Source organism: Metalysinibacillus jejuensis (genome assembly GCF_003057615.1).
In the GTDB taxonomy this organism is placed as follows: Bacteria; Bacillota; Bacilli; order Bacillales_A; family Planococcaceae; genus Metalysinibacillus; species Metalysinibacillus jejuensis.
The window spans coordinates 1-16,430 of the sequence record NZ_QAFW01000049.1; the positions used below are offsets into that span (position 1 = coordinate 1).

Annotated in this window: 14 protein-coding genes, 6 tRNA genes and 1 rRNA gene; 20 read left to right on the plus strand and 1 reads right to left on the minus strand. The window is 38.0% G+C overall.

Translation table 11 applies throughout. From position 1 onward, the window contains the following. Positions 1–110 (plus strand): 5S ribosomal RNA (gene rrf / locus DDE80_RS11780); the annotation flags it as partial. Between the two features lie 102 nt (positions 111–212). Here rrf and mbcS read toward each other — a convergent pair. Continuing rightward, positions 213–1,781 carry an acyl-CoA synthetase MbcS gene (gene mbcS, locus DDE80_RS11785; protein ID WP_108307969.1) on the minus strand — a complete coding sequence of 523 codons (1,569 nt, stop codon included), beginning with the start codon at positions 1,779–1,781 and terminating at the stop codon, positions 213–215. Positions 1,782–2,123: 342 nt separating this feature from the next. Here mbcS and DDE80_RS11790 point away from each other — a divergent pair. The 19 genes from DDE80_RS11790 (at position 2,124) to DDE80_RS11875 (ending at position 16,087) form a co-directional block, all read left to right on the plus strand. Next, a tRNA-Asn gene (locus DDE80_RS11790) sits at positions 2,124–2,198 on the plus strand. Positions 2,199–2,277: 79 nt separating this feature from the next. Next, positions 2,278–2,352, plus strand: a tRNA-Glu gene (locus DDE80_RS11795). Between the two features lie 34 nt (positions 2,353–2,386). Next, positions 2,387–2,462 (plus strand) — tRNA-Val (locus DDE80_RS11800). A 17-nt stretch (positions 2,463–2,479) separates the two neighbouring features. Further along, positions 2,480–2,563, plus strand: a tRNA-Tyr gene (locus DDE80_RS11805). A 15-nt stretch (positions 2,564–2,578) separates the two neighbouring features. Further along, positions 2,579–2,654 (plus strand) — tRNA-Gln (locus tag DDE80_RS11810). Positions 2,655–2,671: 17 nt separating this feature from the next. Then, positions 2,672–2,744, plus strand: a tRNA-Lys gene (locus DDE80_RS11815). A 179-nt stretch (positions 2,745–2,923) separates the two neighbouring features. Continuing rightward, positions 2,924–3,487 carry an RNA polymerase sigma factor SigW gene (gene sigW / locus DDE80_RS11820; protein ID WP_108307970.1) on the plus strand — a complete coding sequence of 188 codons (564 nt, stop codon included), beginning with the start codon at positions 2,924–2,926 and terminating at the stop codon, positions 3,485–3,487. A gap of 12 nt (positions 3,488–3,499) precedes the next feature. Continuing rightward, the gene (locus DDE80_RS11825) at positions 3,500–4,126 is read left to right on the plus strand and encodes an anti-sigma factor family protein (RefSeq protein ID WP_108307972.1); all 627 of its coding nucleotides are present in this window, start codon (positions 3,500–3,502) and stop codon (positions 4,124–4,126) included. A gap of 101 nt (positions 4,127–4,227) precedes the next feature. Beyond that, a complete protein-coding gene (gene cdaA / locus DDE80_RS11830) occupies positions 4,228–5,064 on the plus strand; it encodes a diadenylate cyclase CdaA (protein ID WP_108307974.1) in 837 nt (278 codons plus the stop codon). Further along, positions 5,057–6,007, plus strand: coding sequence for a CdaR family protein (locus DDE80_RS11835; RefSeq protein ID WP_108307975.1), 951 nt, complete (start codon positions 5,057–5,059; stop codon positions 6,005–6,007). The genes cdaA and DDE80_RS11835 overlap by 8 nt, the downstream gene beginning before the upstream one ends. 41 nt (positions 6,008–6,048) lie before the next feature. Then, positions 6,049–7,401, plus strand: a complete 1,353-nt coding sequence (glmM, locus tag DDE80_RS11840; RefSeq protein ID WP_108307977.1) for a phosphoglucosamine mutase — start codon at positions 6,049–6,051, stop codon at positions 7,399–7,401. 92 nt (positions 7,402–7,493) lie between these two features. Further along, on the plus strand, positions 7,494–8,000 hold the full coding sequence (locus DDE80_RS11845) for a type 1 glutamine amidotransferase domain-containing protein (protein ID WP_108307979.1): 507 nt from the start codon (positions 7,494–7,496) through the stop codon (positions 7,998–8,000). Positions 8,001–8,292: 292 nt separating this feature from the next. Then, positions 8,293–10,083, plus strand: a complete 1,791-nt coding sequence (gene glmS, locus DDE80_RS11850) for a glutamine--fructose-6-phosphate transaminase (isomerizing) (protein ID WP_108307981.1) — start codon at positions 8,293–8,295, stop codon at positions 10,081–10,083. A 181-nt stretch (positions 10,084–10,264) separates the two neighbouring features. Next, positions 10,265–10,747, plus strand: a complete 483-nt coding sequence (locus tag DDE80_RS11855; RefSeq protein ID WP_108307983.1) for a hypothetical protein — start codon at positions 10,265–10,267, stop codon at positions 10,745–10,747. 155 nt (positions 10,748–10,902) lie between these two features. After that, complete coding sequence (locus DDE80_RS11860; RefSeq protein WP_108307985.1) at positions 10,903–11,589, plus strand: response regulator transcription factor; 687 nt, start codon at positions 10,903–10,905, stop codon at positions 11,587–11,589. Positions 11,590–11,593: 4 nt separating this feature from the next. Further along, positions 11,594–12,643: a sensor histidine kinase gene (locus DDE80_RS11865; RefSeq protein ID WP_201261532.1), complete on the plus strand. Its 1,050-nt coding sequence runs from the start codon at positions 11,594–11,596 to the stop codon at positions 12,641–12,643. A gap of 22 nt (positions 12,644–12,665) precedes the next feature. After that, entirely contained in the window at positions 12,666–12,887 is a 222-nt protein-coding gene (locus DDE80_RS15760; protein WP_427901811.1) for an ATP-binding protein, read from the plus strand. Positions 12,888–12,986: 99 nt separating this feature from the next. Then, complete coding sequence (locus DDE80_RS11870; RefSeq protein WP_108307987.1) at positions 12,987–13,661, plus strand: ABC transporter ATP-binding protein; 675 nt, start codon at positions 12,987–12,989, stop codon at positions 13,659–13,661. Further along, positions 13,658–16,087, plus strand: coding sequence for an ABC transporter permease (locus tag DDE80_RS11875; protein ID WP_108307989.1), 2,430 nt, complete (start codon positions 13,658–13,660; stop codon positions 16,085–16,087). Before DDE80_RS11870 ends, DDE80_RS11875 begins: the two co-directional genes overlap by 4 nt. Positions 16,088–16,430: the final 343 nt, after the last annotated feature.

The window sequence follows — 16,430 nt, forward strand, 5'->3', positions numbered from 1 at the left end:
TGATAATGGCAAAGAGGTCACACCCGTTCCCATACCGAACACGGAAGTTAAGCTCTTTAGCGTCGATGGTAGTTGGGGTTAGCCCCTGCGAGAGTAGAACATCGCTAGGCAATAGAAAAAACGAGTAACTCTTAGGAGTTGCTCGTTTTTTTGTTTTGAAAACCCATCATAAAGTTGAGAAGACAACCTCAACTTTATGATGGATAATTTTATTAATGTTGTGCACGTAATTCTACGCGACGAATTTTTCCGGATGTCGTTTTAGGTAGCTCATCTAAGAAGACTATGCTACGAGGGTATTTGTAAGGGGCTGTTAGCTCTTTTACATGCTCTTGTAGGTCTTTAGCTAAGTTATCAGAAGCTTTAAAGCCTTCACGTAATACGACGAAAGCTTTAACGATATTTCCTCGAATTTCATCAGGTGCTGCAACTACTGCACACTCTTGAACAGAGGCGTGTTTATTTAAAGCATCTTCTACTTCAAATGGGCCAATTGTATATCCTGAAGAAATAATAATATCATCTCCACGCCCTTCAAACCAAAAGTAGCCGTCTTCATCACGGTAAGCTTGATCTCCTGTAATATACCAATCACCTCTAAAAGCTGCTTGTGTGCGTTCAGGGTCGCGATAGTATTCTTTAAATAATGCTGGTGTTGAACGATGTACAGCGATATCACCAACTTGACCAACAGCTGTTTCATTGCCCTCACTATCGATAATACATACGCGGTTACCAGGCGTTGGAACTCCCATAGAGCCTGGACGTAATTCAGTATCTTCTAATGTGCCTACTAATAATGTATTTTCTGTTTGTCCGTAACCATCGCGCACTTTTAAATTAAAGAGCTTTTGGAAAGTTTCGATGACTGGGCGATTAAGTGGCTCACCAGCTGAAACAGCGCTACGTAATTGAGATAAGTTATAAGAACTTAAATTTTCTACTTTTGCCATAATGCGATATTCTGTCGGCGTGCAGCATAACACATTAATTTTTTCGTCTTGTAGTAGTTGTAAATATTTAGTTACGTCAAAGCCACCGTGATAAACGAATGCTGTAGCACCTAACATAATAGTCGATAAGAAGGGGCTCCAAATCCATTTCTGCCAACCAGGCGCTGCTGTCGCCCATACTAAATCACCCTCTCGTACACAAAGCCAGCTCGTTGCTGCTGTGCGTACATGGGCATAGCCCCAGCTATGTGAATGTACGGCTGCCTTAGGGTTACCAGTCGTACCCGAAGTGTAGGCTAAGAAAGCCATATCACTGCTTTTAGTAGGCGCTGCTTCAAACTGTGTAGATTGACTGAGTGCTTGCTCATTAAGAGACAGCCAGTTGTCTTTAGCAGTACCAATGACCAATTTAATATTCATTGCATCTATGCTGCTGTCGATTTTATCCACTTCATCTGTGAAGAGATGATAAGAAACAATTCCGCTCGCACTTGCATGCTCCATTCGATATTGTAAATCTTTAGCGCGCAACATCTCAGAACATGAAATAGGTACGATACCAGCCTTTAGAGCACCTAGGAAAATATAATAGGCTTCAGGTAAACGTGGAATAATTACAAGCATACGATCGCCAGCTTTTAAGCCAGCTTGTGTTAACGCATTGGCATATTGATTCATTTTTTCTACTAATTGTTTATATGAAATGTTTTGTCTTTCTCCTGTATCATTTAGCCAACGGATTGCATCACGCGTGTCGAGGTGCGCAAATTTTTCAACTTCTTGCGTAATATTATATTGCTCCGGCGCGGTTAAATTAATTTCTGTCATTTAAAAACCCCCTAAGATATAGTAATTGTAGTGTCGCTCCTTAAGGATTATCATGATAAATTATTACCCCTTTATGAATCACCTATTAAATTTAGAAAATTCCAACACTATAGATTTGCGTTAATTGTATCAGTACCGTAAAAACTAAGTCAAGATAAAATGAACGTTAAGCAGAAATATTTGTTCATTTCGCAAAACTATTTTAAATATACTATTTCGATGTAATAATAAAAAAGAAGATTAAAATTTCAAAATGAAAAATTATCGAGAAAAATTGAATAAAAGGTTGAAAATTTAAAATGGCTTGTTATAATAATATTTGTGCTTAAGATACTACATTGTTCCGAAGTAGCTCAGTGGTAGAGCAATCGGCTGTTAACCGATCGGTCGTAGGTTCGAGTCCTACCTTCGGAGCCATTTTTTTTGCTTATTTTATTAAAAAAAGTCTTGCAAAAAAAAAATTACTGCGTTATAATAAATCTTGTCTTGTTTGAGAGGCCCCTTGGTCAAGCGGTTAAGACACCGCCCTTTCACGGCGGTAACACGGGTTCGAATCCCGTAGGGGTCACCATTTTAATTAGCCTATACTATGAGCGTAGCATTATGGAGAATTAGCTCAGCTGGGAGAGCATCTGCCTTACAAGCAGAGGGTCGGCGGTTCGAGCCCGTCATTCTCCACCATTAACTCATAGTAGCCCGGAGAGGTAGCGAAGTGGCTAAACGCGGCGGACTGTAAATCCGCTCCTTAGGGTTCGGCGGTTCGAATCCGCCCCTCTCCACCAGTTTTATAAAATGAATGGGGTATAGCCAAGTGGTAAGGCAGCGGATTTTGATTCCGTCATTCCCTAGGTTCGAATCCTAGTACCCCAGCCATTTTTTTATTTTATAAAGAGCCATTAGCTCAGTTGGTAGAGCACCTGACTTTTAATCAGGGGGTCGCAGGTTCGAATCCTGCATGGCTCACTATTAAAGAACTTCGTCATTATGGACGAAGTTCTTTTTTTATTCGTTATTATATAAAGAAAGTGTAAGGATGCCTCTTTCGTTAATAAAATTTGATATAATCGCGGGAAAAATGAAACTTTACTGTCACGTGACCGTATCATATAGTAGACAGTGCTAAGTTGGAGAGGAAGACACGAATGGATGCGTTATTGAATAAACGAATAAAACAAGTGCTTAAAGGCGATCAAAACGCATTTGCTGATATCGTGAGCCTCTATCAGAGTAGACTGTATCAAGTATGCTATCGCATGCTCGGTAATAAGCAAGAGGCAGAGGATATTACGCAAGAAGCGTTTGTACGGGCCTATATTAACTTGCATACTTTTGATCAAAAGAGAAAGTTTTCAACATGGTTATATCGCATAGCTACGAATTTATGTATTGACCGCATTCGAAAAAAGAAGCCAGACTATTACTTAGATGCTGAAGTAGCTGGTACTGAAGGGTTGAATATGTATTCGCAGATTGCCACAAATGAACCATTACCAGTTGAACAAGTGGAGGAGATGGAGCTACAGGAGCGCGTGCATTATGAAATTAGTCGCTTACCTGAAAAGTATCGAATGATCATAGTTCTGAAATATATAGAAGAGTTATCTTTACAAGAAATTAGTGAAATTGTAGATATGCCAATTGGTACTGTGAAAACAAGACTTCACCGTGGTCGTGAGGCGTTGCGTAAGCAGTTGAAGAATTTGTAGAGGGGGAGCGTCATGGGTACTTGTCCTGAGTATATTGTAGAACATATGCACAATTATTTAGACGGAGACATTAGCCGTGAGCATGAGCAAGAGCTAAAGAAGCACTTGCAAGAATGCAGTGCTTGCCAACAACATATGCATGAGTTAAGTGACACGATTGCTTTTGTTAAAAGTGCAGCGCAAGTTGAAACGCCTAAAAATTTAGAGGCGATGATCATGGCTCAGTTACCAAAGCCAAAAACGCGCTTTGGTGTACAAAAATGGTTGCGTCAACACCCATTTTTAATAGCAGCAGCTGTTTTTTGTTTGTTTATGAGTGCGGCTTTATTTAGCCATTTTAATGACGATCAACAGTTTTCTGTAACGAAGCAACCTAACTTGGTGGTGGATGGGCAGACAGTTATTGTGCCCAAAGGCGAAGTTGTAAAAGGTGATATTGTCGTGCGTAATGGTGATATTGTAGTAGAAGGCGAAGTAGACGGAAACATTACGGTTATTAATGGTCGTTATATGGCTTCGACAGCAATGGTAAGCGGTCAAATTGACGAAATTAATGAATCATTTGAATGGTTATGGTATAAGGTGAAAACATTAGTAAATGATGTGTTTACACTAGATACAACAATAGATGATGAATAGAAGCAAAGTCGAATATTCCTCGACTTTGCTTTTTTATTCGTGCGTAAGAATGTGCTATAATGACGTTTGTACGGATTCGTGAGAAAAGTGGGGGATGCCACATGCAATTATTTGAAAACTTCACAGAATTAGCACCGCTAGGAATCGTCGTAAATATTATTGATATCGCCTTAGTGTGGTACGTTCTTTATAAAGTGTTAACGCTTATTAAAGGAACTAAAGCTGTACAATTATTAAAAGGAATTTTCGTTATTGTAATTGCACGCATAGGCACATGGTTTTTTGGCCTAGAAACATTAGAGTGGCTATTAAAACAAGTTATCAATTTTGGTTTTTTAACAATTATTATTATTTTCCAACCAGAGATACGTCGAGCTTTAGAACAACTAGGGCGAGGGAAGCTATTCCAGCGTTCTGCTAGTCAAGAAGAAGAGGAACAAGCACGCTTAATAGAAGCAATGAAAAAGTCGGTAAGCTATATGGCGAAACGACGTATTGGAGCGTTAATCTCCATTGAAAAAGAGACAGGTTTAAATGAGTATATCGAAACGGGTATTAATACAGATGCAGATATTACGTCTGAGCTGCTGATTAATATATTTATCCCTAATACACCACTACATGATGGGGCCGTTATTATTCAGCGCAAAAAAATTATGGCAGCGGCGTGCTACTTACCGTTATCTGAAAACCCCTTCATCTCTAAAGAGCTAGGGACACGCCACCGTGCAGCACTTGGTTTAAGTGAAGTTACGGATGCGATTACGATTGTAGTATCTGAGGAAACAGGTGGTATTAGCATTGCGACAAACGGTAATTTAAATCGCAATTTAACGATTGAACAATTTGAAGAGCTGTTGCGTTTATTATGGTTTGGCCCTAAAGCTGAGACTACTACTTCTTCTAAGTGGTCAATAAGGGGGAATCGTAATGGATAAAATGATAGATAGCCCATGGGTGCTACGTATTACATCATTAGCACTTGCGATTTTATTATTTTTTTCGGTGCGTTCAGAAATTAATTCTAACGAACGATTAACCGTTAATGAACAAGAAGATGTGATTCGTGATGTTCCGGTAGAAGTTTACTACGATAAGGACAATGTGATTGTCGCAGGAATTCCTTCAGTTGTAGATGTTCGGATTAAAGGACCAACACAAGATGTATTAAAAGTAAAAGCTTCGAGGGACTTTAAAGTATTTATGGATTTAAATCGCTTATTAATTGGTGAACATACTGTCAAACTACAATATGAAAATATTTCACGCAAATTAGACGTAGAGCTAGATCCAGGCACGGCAGACATTGTAATTGAGGAACGTGTGACGAAAGAGTTTAAAGTAGAAGCTGAGATGAACCGCCAAACAATTGCGGAAGGCTATGTATTAAAAGGTTTAACAGTAGAGCCGGCAAATGTGTTTATTACAGGAGCAAAAAGCGCGATTGATAGTATTAGCTATGTGAAAGCTACAGTCGCAGGAGATGCTAGTAAGGAAAACTTTACACAGGATGCAGATGTACGCGTACTTGACAAAGAACTTAATAAATTAGATGTAGAAGTGAACCCTAAAACAGTGAATGTGGCGATAGAAATTAGTGAATATAGTAGAGATATCCCGATTAATTTAATTCAAAAGGGTAAAGTAAAGGCAGATCTTCAATTAGATGAAATAAAAGCAGAACAACGTTTTATTACTGTATATGGGGCGAAGTCGATTGTTGATGCGATTACGACAATTGATGTGAGTGTAGACGTCTCAAAATTTATAGAGTCGAAAACCTATACAGTACCCGTAGCGAAACCTGAGGGGGTTTCGAAATTAGGGACAGAAGCCATTAAGGTAAAAGTACAGATTTCTAAAGCGGAACAAACCGAATAATAAATGTAAGAAGAAGTCGATACTGAAGGAGAGAAAATACAATGGGTAAATATTTTGGAACAGATGGTGTTCGTGGCGTGGCTAATACTGAGCTAACACCTGAACTAGCGTTTAAATTAGGGCGTGCAGGCGGGTATATGTTAACCAAGCATGCTGAGGGACGCGCAAAAGTGATGATTGGTCGCGATACACGCATCTCTGGCGAAATGTTAGAGGGTGCACTTGTAGCAGGCCTCTTATCCATCGGTGTAGAAGTAATGCGTCTTGGTGTCATTAGTACACCAGGAGTAGCATACTTAACACGTATTATGAATGCAGAAGCGGGTATTATGATTTCAGCATCTCATAACCCTGTAGCTGATAACGGTATTAAATTTTTCGGAGCAGATGGTTTTAAGCTAACTGACGAACAAGAACAAGAGATGGAAGCTTTATTAGAAAAAGAAATCGATGACTTACCACGCCCAACAGGTGCCGAATTAGGTGCTGTAACGGATTATTTCGAAGGTGGACAAAAATATTTACACTATTTAAAGCAATCTGTAGATGTAGAGTTTATGAATATTCATGTCGCGCTAGATTGTGCACATGGTGCAACATCAGGCTTAGCGGCACATTTATTTGCAGATTTAGAAGCTGATATTTCGACAATGGGCACTTCACCTAATGGCCTAAATATTAATGAGGGCGTTGGCTCTACACATCCTGAGAAGCTAGCAGAGTTTGTACAAGAGCGCGGCGCGGATGTAGGTTTAGCGTTTGATGGTGATGGTGACCGTATTATTGCAGTTGACGAAAACGGCGCAATTGTTGACGGCGACCAAATTATGTTTATCGTAGGTAAGCATTTAAATGATAAAGGTATGTTAAAGAAACACACAGTAGTTTCGACAGTAATGAGCAATATGGGCTTTTATAAAGCAGTTGAGGCAAACGGTATGACTAGCGTTCAAACAGGCGTAGGTGACCGTTATGTAGTAGAAGAAATGCGTAAAAATAATTACAACTTTGGCGGCGAGCAATCAGGTCATATTGTATTTTTAGATTACAATACAACAGGTGATGGTTTACTTACAGGCATTCAGCTTGTAGCAATTATGAAAGAAACAGGTAAAAAGTTATCTGAGCTTGCAGCGGAAATGACAATCTTCCCGCAACGTCTAGTAAATGTACGTGTAACAGATAAACATGCGGTAACAGATAATGCTAAAGTAGCTGCTGTTATTAGCGAGGTTGAAGCGCGTATGGCTGGCGATGGTCGTGTATTAGTACGTGCATCAGGTACAGAGCCTCTAGTGCGTGTTATGGTCGAAGCGGCAACAGAAACAGACTGCGAAAACTATGTAAACGAAATCGCTGACGTAGTACGTTCAGAGATGGGCTTAGCTGAATAACCAGGACTAGCATCGAGACATTTTATGTTTCGATGCTTTTTTGTGGGGTAAAGTAAGTACTGTAGTCACAAAACAAAGGAGTGCTAATTATTATGGCAAAGATCGCAACAGTAGTAACTAACATGGTTGAGGACGTTGAGTATACGAGCCCGAAAGAAGCACTAGAAAAAGCAGGACATGAGCTTGTCACTATCGACGTTAAAGCAGGTACAGTAGAAGGTAAGCATGGTGAAAAAATCGTTATTGATAAAGGTATTGATGACGTAGATGCAAAAGGTTTTGATGCATTATTTATCCCAGGTGGCTTTTCACCAGACATTTTACGCGCGGATGACCGTGTAGTAGCATTTGTTAAAACGTTTATGGATGATATGAAGCCAGTCTTCGCAATTTGTCATGGACCACAGTTATTAATCACTGCACGTACATTAGATGGACGAGATGCAACGGGTTATAAATCGATTCAAGTTGATTTAGAAAATGCCGGTGCTAAGTTCCATGATGAAGAAGTATTTGTTTGTCAAAATCAATTAGTTACTAGCCGAACACCAGACGATTTACCAGCGTTTAACCGCGAAATCGTTAAGTTATTAGGCTAATTTACAGTGAAGCGGCTTATGCGCACGCATAGGCCGCTTTTTTTATTGACGTAGCTTATCGGATTTTGTATGATATGCTAGTCAAAATACAAGGAGGACATAATATAGGAAAACAATTATAGCGCCAGTACTAAGGAAATAAGTAACCTTAGTAGACGAGGAAGAGGTTTATCGAATCATTCGGCGGATGCCTCTCGGTTAAGCAATCGTTAGCGCACTGTAAAGCGACTAGGTGACTAGGCGTACAGGTCAGTGACGCATGCATATAATATAACGAAATTGAGGGATTATTATGTGTGGAATTGTTGGATATGCAGGAAGTGTAGATGCTAAGGAAATTTTAGTAAAAGGTCTCGAAAAATTAGAGTATCGCGGGTACGACTCAGCAGGTATTGCCGTTCATAATGATGAAGGCATTACGCTATTTAAAGAGAAGGGCCGCATTGCTGATTTACGAGAAGCGATTAATTGGGATGTAGAGGCAACGATTGGCATTGGGCATACACGTTGGGCAACACATGGTGTACCTAACCGCTTAAATGCACATCCTCACCAAAGTGCATCAGGTCGTTTTACGATTGTGCATAACGGTGTAATCGAAAACTATCACCTGTTACAAGCCACTTATTTAAAAGGTATTCAATTACAATCGGATACAGATACAGAAGTTATTGTACAGTTGATTGATTTATTTGTATCGGAGGGTCTTTCAACAGAGGATGCCTTCCGTAAAACATTAAGCCTGCTACATGGCTCATATGCTGTAGCACTATTAGATGATGAGGATACTGAAACTATTTTTGTAGCGAAAAATAAAAGCCCACTCCTTGTAGGGTTAGGTGACGGCTTTAATGTCATTGCATCTGACGCGATGGCAATGCTACAAGTAACAGATCAATACATGGAGCTACATGATAAAGAGGTCGTTATTGTAACGAAAGACGCGATTACAATTACAACACTCGAAGGTACGGTGCTAGCGCGTGAGCCTTATACAGTAGAGCTTGATATGAGTGACATCGAAAAAGGGGCATACCCTCACTATATGCTAAAAGAAATGGATGAGCAGCCTAGCGTTATTCGTAAAATTACGAAAGCCTATGAAAACGAAGCGGGCGAGCTTGTAATTGACCCAGCAATTAAAGAGGCGTTGCAACAAGCAGACCGTCTGTATATTATTGCAGCAGGTACAAGTTATCACGCTGGTTTAGTAGGTAAACAATACTTCGAAAAAATTGCTAAAAAACCTGTTGAGGTGCATATTTCAAGTGAATTTGGTTACAATATGCCGCTGCTATCAGAGAAGCCGTTATTTATTTTTATTACACAATCAGGCGAAACAGCCGACAGCCGCCAAGTACTAGTGAAAGTTAAGGAGCTAGGGCATAAGGCATTAACAATTACAAACGTCCAAGGTTCTACGCTATCGCGTGAAGCGGATTATACATTATTACTACACGCAGGTCCTGAGATTGCTGTTGCTTCGACAAAGGCCTATGTCGCGCAAATTGCTGTGCTTGCTATCGCAGCTTATGCCATTAAGCAAGCTATTGATTTTGAGTTAAAAAAAGAGTTAGCGATTGCAGCCAACGCGATTCAAGTGATGGTCGATGCCAAACACGACATCGAAACGATTGCGCTTGATTACTTAACGATTGCACGCAATGCTTTCTTTATTGGACGCAATATGGATTATTACGTAGCAATGGAAGGCGCGCTCAAACTAAAAGAGATTTCGTACATTCAAGCTGAGGGCTTTGCAGGTGGCGAGCTTAAGCATGGTACCATTGCTTTAATTGAAGAAGGCACACCAGTGTTTGCCTTAGTTACACAAGAAGCGGTAGCTTTAAACATTCGTGGTAATGTTAAAGAGGTTGCTGCGCGTGGCGCTAATGCGTGCATTATTGCGATGGAGGGGCTTGCCGAGGAAGGCGACCAGCTTGTTATACCGCATGTACATGAGCTTTTAACACCGCTTGTAGCTGTAGTACCACTACAACTTATTAGTTATTACGCCGCATTACACCGTCGCTGTGACGTGGATAAACCACGTAATCTTGCGAAAAGCGTAACAGTAGAATAAAAATAGAAAGCCATCCATCGCCTTTGTAGTTTTGAAATAAAGTCGTACCGTTTATAAAAAAGATATACCGTTTGAAATAAAGTTCTACCTATTTTAAAAAAGTTGCACCGTTTCACCCTTTTAGATTATATTTGTCTAAAGGGGTGTTTTTTTATGTCAAAACGAACAAAAACATCTAAAATTGAAAAGTGGATTTTGGAAGCAAGTTTTAAACGACGAGGGTTTAGTAAGAGCAGAAAATAATCTAGAATTGTATGAACAGATTCCTAATCAACATGTTCCCTCTGAATATATTTATAGAGAACTCAATCAAATGTATAAAATATTGAGTAAATTAATAAATGAACATTTCCTTTATAAAGAAAGCATAGGAGTGATAGACTCCATTGTAGAAATAAAAAGAGCAAGAATAGAGAACTATTTTATCTTGGATACTAAGGATAAATTTTACATATTTAGACCTTCTTTATTGAGATATACTGATGATAAATGGTATTTAAATACCGGTGAAGTAGATAAAAAAGCTTTAGAACGTGAAGGTATTTCATTAAGTAAGAGTAAAAAGAATATTCTAGAGAGTTTATTTGAGCAAGTGAATCCTAAAAATAAAATGTATGAAGTAATAGATTCAGAGAACGATATCCTTTTACAAACTAAGTTTTAATCAATCTTTTTTATAAAATTAGAATCTTTTTAAAAGTAAACTCACTAACTTTGATTAATCTTTTTTCAAAGTTGGTGGGTTTCTTCTATGCTATGATAGAACAGTTAAGATATTACATTAACTTACATATGTAAAACGCTATTAGGGGTGATATTATGTCAAGTATATTGGTTTTAGAAGATGATGTAAATGTAAATCGAGGAATAACATTTTCTTTGGAAAAATCTGGAAATATTGTTTTTTCTGCTGAAACAATACAAGCTGCAAAAAGTGTAGCTGTTGTTAATAAAATTGATCTCGTTATTTGTGATATAAATCTTCCGGACGGAAATGGGCTTGATTTTATAAAGTGGATGAGGCAGCAAAATAAGACATATATTATTTGTCTTACTGCATTAGACCAAGAGATAAGTCAGGTAATGGGGTATGAAGCGGGTGCTGATGATTATATCACGAAACCTTTCAGCCTATCCGTACTGCTTCTAAAAATTGAAGCCTATTTCAATCGTATCAAAAGCAGTAATGAAGAAAATGAAATAATATCAAGGGACATTCGAGTGCTTCCAAGAGAGATGAAAGTTCTGGTCAAAGGCAAGGAAGTGGTATTGACGAAGAACGAATGGAAGATGCTTACTTTATTTTTGAAATATCCAAAGCAGGTTCTTTCTAAAAAGCAGATATTAGAAAATATATTTGATATTGATGGAGAATTTGTAGATGAGAATACAGTTGCTGTGAATGTGCGGAGGCTTCGTGAAAAAATTGAAGAAGATCCAGCAAAGCCAGTGTATTTGAAAAACATACGGGGACTTGGTTATGTATGGAATCAGGAAGTGGGTTAATCTGGTGGCAAGAGGAAAACGAAAGAAACAACAAATCCTACAGCTAATAAGCATAGTCATGTTTGCATATATTTTTAGCAACTGTTTGACAACATGGGTATATTACCAGAATTACAATAACAGCATGAACATCTTGGCAGAGATCGCTACTAAATCTGGGCAAGATGGAGTTGATATTGTGATAGATATTCTAAAAGATAACAATTTAGATTCGATAGAACAAGGAAAACAGTTGCTGGAGAAGTATGGTTATTTGAAGAATGTTGAGAATGTTTTATATCAACAGTTCTTACAGAACATAGCGGTAACAGCGGGTGGCACATTCTTTTTGTTTGTCATACTTTTTTCTTTGTTATGGCTTTGGCAAAGAATGATCCTACAAAAGGATAAAGCCAGATTTTTGCAAATAGAAAACACACTTGTGAATTTTCGAGAAAACAATTATGAAGTAATACTGGAACTAGATGATGACGATGAAGATGAGCAGGAAAAAATCAAATATCAATTGGATGTACTTGGACATTATATGAAGTTGCTGAAAGAAGAAGCGCGATTGGAAAAGGAAGGAACGAAAGAGCTGGTTTCTGATATATCGCATCAATTAAAAACCCCCGTCGCAGCATTAGATGCCTGTTTTAGTGTATTGCTTCGAGATAATCTAAGTGAAGAAGAACAAAAAGAGTTTCGAATAAGGTGTAGAAATGCATTAGACGGTTTGGAAGTACTGCTGCAATCATTATTGCAGATTTCAAAAATGGAAGTAGGATTAATTCAAATTGATAAAAAAAAGCTTCCTCTTTTAGAAACAATAATTACTGCTGTGAATCGTGTCTATCCGAATGCAATAAAGAAGGACATTGAGTTAGTTTTTGACTTTGATGAAGCATTAGAAAACTATGAGATTATGCAAGACAAAAAATGGTTGAGTGAAGCACTTATCAACATTTTGGATAATGCTATTAAGTACAGCCCGACTCATTCCGAAATAGCGATTCGATTACAAAAAAGAACTGGGATTGTACGTATTGAGATGAACTGGGATTGTACGTATTGAGATTGAAGACCAAGGGATTGGTATACCGAAGGAAGAATATCATAAGGTATTTCAACGCTTTTTCAGAGGCTCCCTGCCAGAAGTAAAAGAAGAAAGTGGTTCTGGGATTGGATTATTTCTTTCAAGAGAAATTATCGAGCAACATCATGGGACGATAACAGTGTCCTCTAATTTCGACATGGAAGTTGGATTTAATCATAGACATGGCAGTAAGTTTGTTATTCAACTGCTAGAGAAAAAGTAGAAGTCTTACGAAACCGTAAGACTTCTATTTTTTTTGAAAGTGAAATGAAAGATTCACTTGATAAGATAGGAGCAAAATTAGAACATGGAGGACTGTTAAATGAGTGTCATATTAGAAACAAATCAACTTAGTAAGTTTTATGGAACAAATAAAAATCAAGTGAAGGCAGTAAATAATGTAAGCATTAAGATTAATCGGGGGGAATTTGTTGCCATTGTAGGTAAATCTGGCTCTGGCAAAAGCACACTACTCCATATGCTTGGGGGACTTGATATGCCAACGGAAGGCAAAGTTCTATTATCGGGAAACGATATGTATCAGATGAGCGAGGATCAACTGGCAATTTTTCGTAGAAGAAAAATCGGCTTTATTTTTCAAGCATATAATTTGGTTTCAGCCATCAATGTTTGGGAAAATATCGTGTTACCTTTAGGGCTGGATGGAAAAAAAGTCGATGAAGTATATGCAAATGACATCATTACCACACTAGGTATTGAGAATCGGATCCATAACCTCCCGAATACATTATCTGGTGGACAGCAGCAGCGAGTCGCAATCGCAAGAGCCTTAATCACAAAACCAGAAATACTTTTTGCAGATGAACCAACCGGTAATCTTGATTCAAAAACAAGCGACGAAGTAATTGGCCTGCTAAAAATGACGGCAAAAAAATATGGTCAGACCATCGTGATGATTACACATGATGATGAAATTGCACAGGTAGCAGACCGTATCTTAATCATTGAAGATGGACAAGTGGTGGATTTCCGATGAATACAATTACTAAAATCGCATTCAACAATAACAAGCGGAATAAAACGAGAAGTATCCTTATCATATTTGCTATTTGTTTAACGACAATGCTACTTACTATTATCAGCACTATTGGAAATGGCGTTATTAACCTACAAAAAGAAAATGCAGCGGACAGATATGGAAGAAATTATGGACTGTTCTTATCTGTAGATGATACGCAGTTAAAGGAAATCGAACGACGAGCTGAAATAGATACGGTTGGGCTGATGTCTACAGCAGGTATCTTAAAAGGGAATGAGAAAGGCGCATTTGTTAGTGCAGACGAGCATGTCCGAGAAATGCTACCTTACAATCAAGAATATTTACTTTCGGAAGGATCCTATCCAAAGGGTCCACAGGATATTGCTGCAAGTAAAGCTTTCTTTAAGTCGCAGGGCTATGAGCATGTGAAAATTGGAGATAGTATTCGTCTTGAATATCGTTCTGGAATGAACGAGGAATATAGTAAGCAAGATTTTGTAGTTAGTGGCATTCTATTTGATCGAGAGGCATATAAAGCTAAGTCTTCCTATATAGTATTCACTTCTTCCGCTTTTTATGATAGTCAATTTGTAGAAGACGAGCGAGCATACAATGTCTATTTTACATTGAATGATTCTGTCCATGTTTCTATGAATAACATTGATTCAGTGCTTACGAACATTGCAGATTCTTCCGGAATTGATAGCAAAAACCTGATTGTAAATGATTATTTCTTGTCTTGGACACTAGAGCCGAGCTATGAAATGATTGCGGTATGTGGCATTCTAATCTTAGGGATTGTGCTGTTTTCGGTTGTTGTTATCTATAATATTTTTCAAGTGGGTATCGCTCAAAAGATACAGGAATACGGAAAAATCAAAGCCTTAGGTGCAACAAAAAAGCAGATGAAACAGTTGATTTTTCGAGAAGGTATGATTCTTTCAGTGCCTTCAATACCTATTGGATGGGTACTTGGATTTTTTATGGCAAAAGTAAGCTTTGGTTGGTTAATCGAACAAGGGAATATGGCATCTATTGGAATACCAAATAGTCAGGTACCATTATTTTCAGCCAAATTGATGCTAGTTAGTATTCTGATTTCATTGCTAACAGTGATATTAGCACTTCGAAAGCCGATGAAAATTGTTTTTAAAATATCTCCTATTGAAGCAACACGATATTTGGAAAACTCAACAAAAAAGAACCATGGAATGCGGAAAGGCCAAAAAAATATATCTGTATTCTCTTTGGCAATAGCAAATGTAGTTGGTAATAAGAAAAGAACAATCGGAACGATTCTTACAATGGGTCTTTCTTGTGTATTATTTGTGATTATCGCAAACTTTGTAGGAAATATCGATACGGAATACGAAGCAAGAAAAGGCATGAATCACGGGCAATTTGAATTGAAGCTTGATTATTCTTATGAGTGGGATGAAGCTTATCCAGAAAATAATCTGGATTCGATTCTTAAAAAGAATCCATTGAATGACACACTTATTGCAGAAATTGAGCGTATACCAGGCGTTAATAAAGTGCTAACGAGAGAAATTGCTGTTGCAAAAATAAATGGTTCAAAGCAGGTCGTCTCGATTGTGAATAAAGAAGATTTTGAAAAGATGCGATATGAAGGCGACCTTGGCCCAATGGATTATAACGAGGCTGTAAGAAATGGAGATGTTTTCTTCGGTTGGTCTATGTGGATGGCGTCAGATGGCTATTCATTGAATAATCCGATGACTTTTGAATTAGATAATGGGACAGAAGAATTTACTTATAAAGGAAATATTGCTGGTGCATTTACAAATGCGGATACCTATCTTGTCATCCCAGAGGAGGTCTATCAAGCGATGCAGCCAGAAGGGGTATCCTATGGCTATATCTGGATTGATACGGACGAAGGCGATGTAGCTTCGGTGGAGCAAAATGTAAGAAACCTAATTGCAGATACATCTTATGTCAAGTTTAAAACTTACCATGATGAATTGCATACAGCTGAATTCGCAAGTACCATGATGAAGTTGGGAAGTTATTTATTTATGGCAATTGCAGGCTTGATTGGATTTATGAATCTTGCCAATACAATGATTATAAATATCATAACAAAAAGACAAGAATATGGCGTATTGCAAGCTGTTGGAATGACGAACAAGCAATTAAATATTAGCTTGCAGCTACAAGGCTTGATTTTCACACTAGGAACAATATTCGTCTCTCTTGTTGTAGGATTACCGATTGGATATCTACTCTTTTCTTATGCGAAGGTGAATGGCGTATTTGGAATGAATGTTTACCATATTCCATTTATACCTATTCTGGCGATGATTTTGGTGGTTAGTTTCTTGCAGATTGTACTATCTTTTGTTTTAAGTCATAATCTGAAAAAAGCAACTTTGGTTGAAAGAATCCGTTATCAAGGTTAATAGATGTAATTTTCAAATAGGAATTAAAGAAAAATTCATTATAAGCAAATTTAGCCGACATACTAATATGTTCCCGAAAATGGGAAGATTGATAAAAAGACCCTCGATTTGTTCCTACGAACGTTCGAGGGCATTTAATATACATGCAATTTACTCGTGCCATGTTTAAGTTGCTATAAAGCTAACATTAAAATAAGAGCGAAATATAAAAAATGGCACGTCTGTTGATTAACTAAATTTTCCTATAAAAAACTAATAAAAAAGAGAGATTCCATGTAAAATGTAAGTTACCACACCAACATTTACGAGGAGGAATCTCTCATGGCTAAGAATACCACGATTT

Excerpts from the sequence above, each read along its gene's own strand:
- DDE80_RS11870 (WP_108307987.1), top strand. The coding sequence starts at position 12,987 with ATGAGTGTCATATTAGAAACAAATCAACTTAGTAAGTTTTATGGAACA.
- glmS (WP_108307981.1), top strand. The coding sequence starts at position 8,293 with ATGTGTGGAATTGTTGGATATGCAGGAAGTGTAGATGCTAAGGAAATT.
- DDE80_RS11875 (WP_108307989.1), top strand. The coding sequence starts at position 13,658 with ATGAATACAATTACTAAAATCGCATTCAACAATAACAAGCGGAATAAA.
- sigW (WP_108307970.1), top strand. The coding sequence starts at position 2,924 with ATGGATGCGTTATTGAATAAACGAATAAAACAAGTGCTTAAAGGCGAT.
- DDE80_RS11835 (WP_108307975.1), top strand. The coding sequence starts at position 5,057 with ATGGATAAAATGATAGATAGCCCATGGGTGCTACGTATTACATCATTA.
- glmM (WP_108307977.1), top strand. The coding sequence starts at position 6,049 with ATGGGTAAATATTTTGGAACAGATGGTGTTCGTGGCGTGGCTAATACT.
- mbcS (WP_108307969.1), bottom strand. The coding sequence starts at position 1,781 with ATGACAGAAATTAATTTAACCGCGCCGGAGCAATATAATATTACGCAA.
- cdaA (WP_108307974.1), top strand. The coding sequence starts at position 4,228 with ATGCAATTATTTGAAAACTTCACAGAATTAGCACCGCTAGGAATCGTC.
- DDE80_RS11825 (WP_108307972.1), top strand. The coding sequence starts at position 3,500 with ATGGGTACTTGTCCTGAGTATATTGTAGAACATATGCACAATTATTTA.
- DDE80_RS11860 (WP_108307985.1), top strand. The coding sequence starts at position 10,903 with ATGTCAAGTATATTGGTTTTAGAAGATGATGTAAATGTAAATCGAGGA.
- DDE80_RS11845 (WP_108307979.1), top strand. The coding sequence starts at position 7,494 with ATGGCAAAGATCGCAACAGTAGTAACTAACATGGTTGAGGACGTTGAG.